Consider the following 5,194-nt stretch of genomic DNA (forward strand, 5'->3'; position numbering starts at 1 on the left):
CACACCTCCGGTCGGGCTACGCCCTCCCTACGATGCGGCCCGCGCCGTCCGTCTCATCCTGATTGACGCCCAGTCTCATCCTGTTTGTCGCCGCGCACCTTGAGCCTGAACTCAGCAGCCTCCTGGTCGCCATCCCTGGCAGCCGGCGGGCGTGTGCTTTCATCGGAAGAGACGAGCCCATTCGGTTCTAGTCCGAACACAGTGACCGTCAGTGACCCTGACGCTCGCACTCGGCGAGGACCATGTCGATCTCGGCCGGGTCGGCCGCAATCTCGCTGTCCAGCCCAGCTTCCAGGCGCCGGTCCGCCTGCCGGTACTGCTCACAATGCCCGGTTCGCGCGAGATCGGCCGCGCTGTCCGGCATGAACCAGCGATAGGCGTAGATGGCGATCGCGCCGATCACCAAAGCGAGTACCGCGATCTGGATGATGCGACGGATGACGAGCCTGCGGGCGGGCATCAGCATGAGACGGTCCGGGATGAAACAAAACGGCACTCTACCGCTCCGCGCCTTGCCCCGACCCTATGCATGACGGTAGGGCACCGCCGAGTTCTGGACTGATGGATCGGCGACGATGATCATGCTGCAACGAACCGAGTACGACGCCGACCCGGCTGTGCCCCCGTGCGTCGACGTCGTTGTCGTACAGGCGGTCGGCGACAGGCACGCGCTGGTCTACATCCCGCCGATCAAGGGCTCGGCCCCGACCGTCGAGGTGTATGCGGAGGCGAGCGAAGCTGAGGACCGGGCAGCACGTTTGTGCGAAGCCGAGGGTCTGCCTCCGTACCAGGTCAGCGCCGACCACTCCGGCGAGTGGATGACGGGGCTCATCGTCCGGCCGGCGACTTCCTAGCCAGGCATCAGCCAGACGCCCATCCCTGTCCGATCGTCCGACCACTCGGCATGGCCGATCATCACGTTGGCCCCCTCGAACGTCGCCCGCAGTACAGCGAGGTCGGCGAGCGAAAGGCCGGGGCGGTTTCGTTCGAAGTCGCGCAGGGACGTGCTGCTGAGCCCGGAACAGAGCGCTAGGCGTCTCAGCGACCAGTCCAGAAGGCCTCGTGCGGCTCGGCAGTGCGCAGGGGTGATTGAGGCTGCGGCCAGCGTGACCAATGTCGCTGGGCCTGAGCAGGCGGATTGCTTCGTCACCCTTCGACTGCTGCCCGCACCGCTGCAACCTCGGGGCCGCCGCTACCTCGCTCGAGAAACTCGCCCACGGTTGTCCGAGTACGAGCGCCACCTGACGACGCGTTGGCCTGATGGACGACAGCGATCACGGTGCCGGATGTGTCTCGTTCCACGAGCCAATCGTCACCGTTGGACGAGCGGTAGACGGTCTCATGAACGGTCATGACGGGGACCCCTCTTCTCTCGCCTGGCTCATTGGGCTGACGATCTTGGCGTTGGAGCTGGCGTTATCTCCTGTACGCGCGCCTGTCCGTCTCGAATGCGCTGCGCCTCCTCAGTCTGGTCCGGCTGAAGGAAGTTCAGCAAGAAGAGGCCGAGCAGGATAAAGATGCCCACGCCGAGGCCCAGGAGCAGGTAGCGCATCATACCCATCGCGGCGGTCTTCGATCGCATCGGTCTGCCTCCTCGAGATCAACTAACGATTCAAGCGATCAGGGTTCTTCCCGTTCCATTCGGCGTTCTTTGGTAGGCGGCCTAACGATGGATGCGCTGCAAATTGCGAGCCGCGCTGAAGCTAGACGCGATCCGCACTCGTATCTTGTGCATCAGTCACCGAAACGGCGGCTCGATCGAACCCACAGGGAGAGACGACATGCTCAAGACCATGATCCGCAACGGCGCCCTTGCTACCGTTCTCGCAATCGGATCGCTCGGCGTCGCGTCCGGAGCGATGGCTCAGACCATGCCGATGGTCGGCGGTGCGCCGATGGATCCGGCGATGACGATCCCGGAAAACGCCTCGAAGGCTTCGAACCTCACGACGCTGGTCGCCGCGGTGAAGGCCGCGGGCCTCGCCGAGACGCTGTCGGGCCCCGGCCCCTTCACCGTCTTCGCGCCGACGAACGCCGCCTTCGAGAAGCTGCCGGCGGGCACGGTGGAGACGTTAGTGAAGCCCGAGAACAAGGCAATGCTCACCAAGATCCTGACCTATCACGTGGTCCCAGCCAAGGCGACGTCCGAGGCCGCGATGAAGATGATCAAGGATGACGGCGGCAAGCACATGGTCAAGACCGTCGCGGGTGAGGAACTGACGCTTGCCATGAAGGGGGACAAGCTTACGGTGATCGACGCGAAGGGCAATGTGGCGACTGTGACCCAGGCCGATGTGATGCAGAAGAACGGCGTGGTCCACGTCATCGACACGGTTTTGATGCCGAAGTAAGGCCCTCGCCAATTAGTTGAACGGTTTGGAGCCGTCGGCACGCTGCCGGCGGCTCCAATGTGTCTGGGTCGTCCGTTTCGTTTCCCCCGTCGGAGCCGCTGCGGTAAGAAGCCGCCACTTGGGCCGTCCTGTTCACAAGGTAGTGACACGGGGAAGCTCATCCGCTCCCCAGTCGTATCTTTAGTTGTCTCAACGCATGACAACGGGAGATGACATGCACAAGATCACGATGCTTGCCGCTGGAGCGCTCTGCCTGATGGCATCTGCGGCTTTCGCTCAATCCATGACACAGGGCGTGCAAGCCGCCGACCAGGACGTCTCGAACGGCATTGTAAGCGCCGAGGCCGTCATGGCCGCCAAGAACGGCTGGCTCGTCATCCATCGCACCGACGCTGCGATGAAGCCCGGTCCGGTCGTCGGACACGCGCCAATCCGGCAAGGCACCACGAATGACGTCGCGGCGATCCTGACCGAGGACGTGGCGTCGGGAGACATGCTGATGCTCATGGTGCATTCCGAGGACGGCGGCACCAAGCGGGGCGAGTTCGAATACACGCTCGGAGCCAAGGAGGATGGTCCAGTGCGCGTCGATGACAAGCTCGTCATGACCGTCATCAAGGCGCAGTAATTGCCAGGCCTGCCGTCGAATTGTCGGCAGGCTAACCCTGCCTGATGGCTGCCATTCGCGAGCAATGCGCGCGTGTCATGGGAGCCACACCTGTTGCATAGGCTTGTTGCGTTCTCTTGCGGAAGGCTGCGTAGTTCCGATTTGATGCAGAGACAGAAGCCAGTTCGCCCATTGAGGGTGGACCCATCCAGGATCCCGCCCGTCATGAAGCGTCTCTTTCTTGCCCTTGCTGCTACTGCTGCCTTTGTTACTCCGGTTCTCGCCGCCGACGTCGTCTACGAAGAGCCGGCGGCGCCGATGGCCGTGATGGCCCCGGTCTCCAACTGGACCGGCCTCTACCTCGGTATCCAGGGCGGCGGCGCCTTCAACCCGGACAACGGCGACAACCTGTCGATCGTACCGAACTTCGGCGGCGCCGGCGCGGCCTTCCTGACCAACGCCTTCGGCAACAACTTTTCGTCGGAGTTCGAGTCGAGCTTCATCGGCGGCGCGCACATCGGCTACGACTACCAGGTCGACCGCTTCGTGGTCGGCGCCCTCGTCGACATCAACGCCCGCGCACATCGGCTACGACTACCAGGTCGACCGCTTCGTGGTCGGCGCCCTCGTCGACATCAACGCCCTCGACATCGCGCAGCGCTCCAGCGCCTTCTCGAACACGCCGGCCTTCTACACGGCCGAGCGCAGCATCGACTATCTCGCGACCGGCCGCCTGCGCGCCGGCTACCTCGTCACCGACATGGCGCTCCTCTACGCCACGGGCGGTGTCGCCTACGGCGAGATCGACTACGGCTTCTCGACCAACAGCCCGGCCGTCACGGCCGCGTTCCCGGCCGTCAGCAACTCGGACGAGGACGACTGGGGCTATTCGGTCGGCGGCGGCATGGAAGTGAAGGTAACGCAGAACATCTCCTTCGGCGCCGAATACCTCTACACCAACCTCGGCGACGGCGGCTCCTCGACCATCCTGAATGGTGGCCCGTTCGACGGTTCGGGCGCGGCGGTCATCCCGGGCCAGTTCACCGACTTCCGCTCGAGCGGCGACTTCGACTTCCACACGATCACGGCGAAGCTGTCCTACCGCTTCAGGTCATCCCGGGCCAGTTCACCGACTTCCGCTCGAGCGGCGACTTCGACTTCCACACGATCACGGCGAAGCTGTCCTACCGCTTCAACTGATCGAGCGGTGGGCGAGACCGGAGAAGTCTTCAGCCCTTGACTAGATCGTCTACTTCTCCAAGGCCCGCCCCGGTACTCCGTGGCGGGCTTTTGCGTAGTGCTGGAGTTGTTCAGACTGGCGCCGTCGATCAGTCGATCAATGGAAGCGAGTGTCCGCTATTTCGTGTCATCAACTCAAAGCGGACTGACCGTTAGCCGCCCCACCCTGCCCTTTGATGCGGAGTCGACTCCGCTTCGGCTGAACGGCAGCTAGCGGCTTCGCTCCGGCAACTTGGGTGGCCGAGGCGATGATCCGCTCGATTATCGGCCCCACCTAATGTGGTCGAGCGGGTCGCATTTCTGAACCGATCGAGAGCGGCATTTAGATGTCACCTAGCTTCGGGCGGATGCCAAGCTGGAAAGCGACCTTTTCATCGACGCCCTGCGCAAACCCATAGAGATTGCGCAGTTGCATGATGAGGTTCGCAGCTTCGAGGAACAACCTCTTGTCCTCAAGATGCGAAGTTGTTGCCGCACGGTACCACAGCCGAGGTAAGACGTCGCGTTCGTCCGTGTGTTCCATCATTGCCGTCGATAGCATAAAACCGCACCCCCGACCCTGATTTTCTTGGCTACGTTGACAGTGCCTCTAATAAAGCGCGTTCTGTCGTCATCGCGTCGAGTTGCGGCTCCTACGGGCTCGGCGCGAAGATCCGTCCGGCCCCGCTTATTCCGGGCGGATCGCTTCTACGAGCGGGACGAAGGGTAGCGCCGTGTCCGATGCTCGTTATGCGATACGTCACTACGGCAGCGGCCTCTGGGACGTCATCGACCATCAAGGCGGTGACCTTCAGCCCCTGTCTGGCGAATACATGGCCAGAATGTCGATTGAAGAATGCGAACGGGTCGTCAAGCTTATGAACGAGTTGGAAAAGCGGTTTCAATCGGATGCTGATCCTGGTCTGCCCCCTGAAAAGTGGCCCTCCCTGAAGTAGGCTTTTGAGCCTTTGGAGGATGCCGAGAATGCCGAGGAAGAAGCCAAGCCCGGAAGAGATCG

At 62.7% G+C, this 5,194-nt stretch carries 9 protein-coding genes; 4 read left to right on the forward strand and 5 right to left on the reverse strand.

The genetic code is table 11. From position 1 onward, the window contains the following. Positions 1-208: 208 nt before the first annotated feature. Positions 209-466 (reverse strand): hypothetical protein, encoded by a 258-nt coding sequence (locus ASF65_RS14025; RefSeq protein ID WP_055890333.1) that lies wholly within the window; start codon positions 464-466, stop codon positions 209-211. 109 nt (positions 467-575) lie between these two features. Between ASF65_RS14025 and ASF65_RS14030 the strand changes: the two genes are divergently transcribed. Beyond that, positions 576-854 (forward strand): hypothetical protein, encoded by a 279-nt coding sequence (locus ASF65_RS14030; RefSeq protein ID WP_055890335.1) that lies wholly within the window; start codon positions 576-578, stop codon positions 852-854. A 527-nt stretch (positions 855-1,381) separates the two neighbouring features. On the opposite strand, the gene ASF65_RS14040 is transcribed toward ASF65_RS14030, so the two are convergent. Beyond that, the gene (locus tag ASF65_RS14040) at positions 1,382-1,582 is read right to left on the reverse strand and encodes a hypothetical protein (protein ID WP_055890339.1); all 201 of its coding nucleotides are present in this window, start codon (positions 1,580-1,582) and stop codon (positions 1,382-1,384) included. A 199-nt stretch (positions 1,583-1,781) separates the two neighbouring features. Between ASF65_RS14040 and ASF65_RS14045 the strand changes: the two genes are divergently transcribed. Next, entirely contained in the window at positions 1,782-2,351 is a 570-nt protein-coding gene (locus ASF65_RS14045) for a fasciclin domain-containing protein (RefSeq protein WP_055890340.1), read from the forward strand. 214 nt (positions 2,352-2,565) lie between these two features. Next, the gene (locus ASF65_RS14050) at positions 2,566-2,979 is read left to right on the forward strand and encodes a hypothetical protein (protein ID WP_055890342.1); all 414 of its coding nucleotides are present in this window, start codon (positions 2,566-2,568) and stop codon (positions 2,977-2,979) included. Positions 2,980-3,054: 75 nt separating this feature from the next. Here ASF65_RS14050 and ASF65_RS22110 read toward each other — a convergent pair whose 3' ends face one another. Further along, positions 3,055-3,543, reverse strand: a complete 489-nt coding sequence (locus tag ASF65_RS22110) for a hypothetical protein (RefSeq protein WP_244486705.1) — start codon at positions 3,541-3,543, stop codon at positions 3,055-3,057. Positions 3,544-3,571: 28 nt separating this feature from the next. On the opposite strand from ASF65_RS22110, the gene ASF65_RS22115 reads away from it, so the two are divergent. Beyond that, a complete protein-coding gene (locus tag ASF65_RS22115) occupies positions 3,572-4,198 on the forward strand; it encodes an outer membrane beta-barrel protein (RefSeq protein WP_244486707.1) in 627 nt (208 codons plus the stop codon). Between the two features lie 321 nt (positions 4,199-4,519). On the opposite strand, the gene ASF65_RS21705 is transcribed toward ASF65_RS22115, so the two are convergent. Continuing rightward, positions 4,520-4,720 (reverse strand): hypothetical protein, encoded by a 201-nt coding sequence (locus ASF65_RS21705; protein ID WP_162239497.1) that lies wholly within the window; start codon positions 4,718-4,720, stop codon positions 4,520-4,522. A 109-nt stretch (positions 4,721-4,829) separates the two neighbouring features. Further along, positions 4,830-5,194 (reverse strand): hypothetical protein (locus ASF65_RS21930; RefSeq protein WP_210166643.1); only part of this gene is annotated, 365 nt, incomplete at its 5' end.

This window comes from Aureimonas sp. Leaf324 (genome assembly GCF_001423245.1).
Lineage (GTDB): Bacteria > Pseudomonadota > Alphaproteobacteria > Rhizobiales > Rhizobiaceae > Aureimonas.

Coding starts and splice junctions, on each gene's coding strand:
- ASF65_RS14025 (WP_055890333.1), bottom strand. CDS start 466: ATGCTGATGCCCGCCCGCAGGCTCGTCATCCGTCGCATCATCCAGATC.
- ASF65_RS14030 (WP_055890335.1), top strand. CDS start 576: ATGATCATGCTGCAACGAACCGAGTACGACGCCGACCCGGCTGTGCCC.
- ASF65_RS14040 (WP_055890339.1), bottom strand. CDS start 1,582: ATGCGATCGAAGACCGCCGCGATGGGTATGATGCGCTACCTGCTCCTG.
- ASF65_RS14045 (WP_055890340.1), top strand. CDS start 1,782: ATGCTCAAGACCATGATCCGCAACGGCGCCCTTGCTACCGTTCTCGCA.
- ASF65_RS14050 (WP_055890342.1), top strand. CDS start 2,566: ATGCACAAGATCACGATGCTTGCCGCTGGAGCGCTCTGCCTGATGGCA.
- ASF65_RS22110 (WP_244486705.1), bottom strand. CDS start 3,543: ATGTGCGCGGGCGTTGATGTCGACGAGGGCGCCGACCACGAAGCGGTC.
- ASF65_RS21705 (WP_162239497.1), bottom strand. CDS start 4,720: ATGGAACACACGGACGAACGCGACGTCTTACCTCGGCTGTGGTACCGT.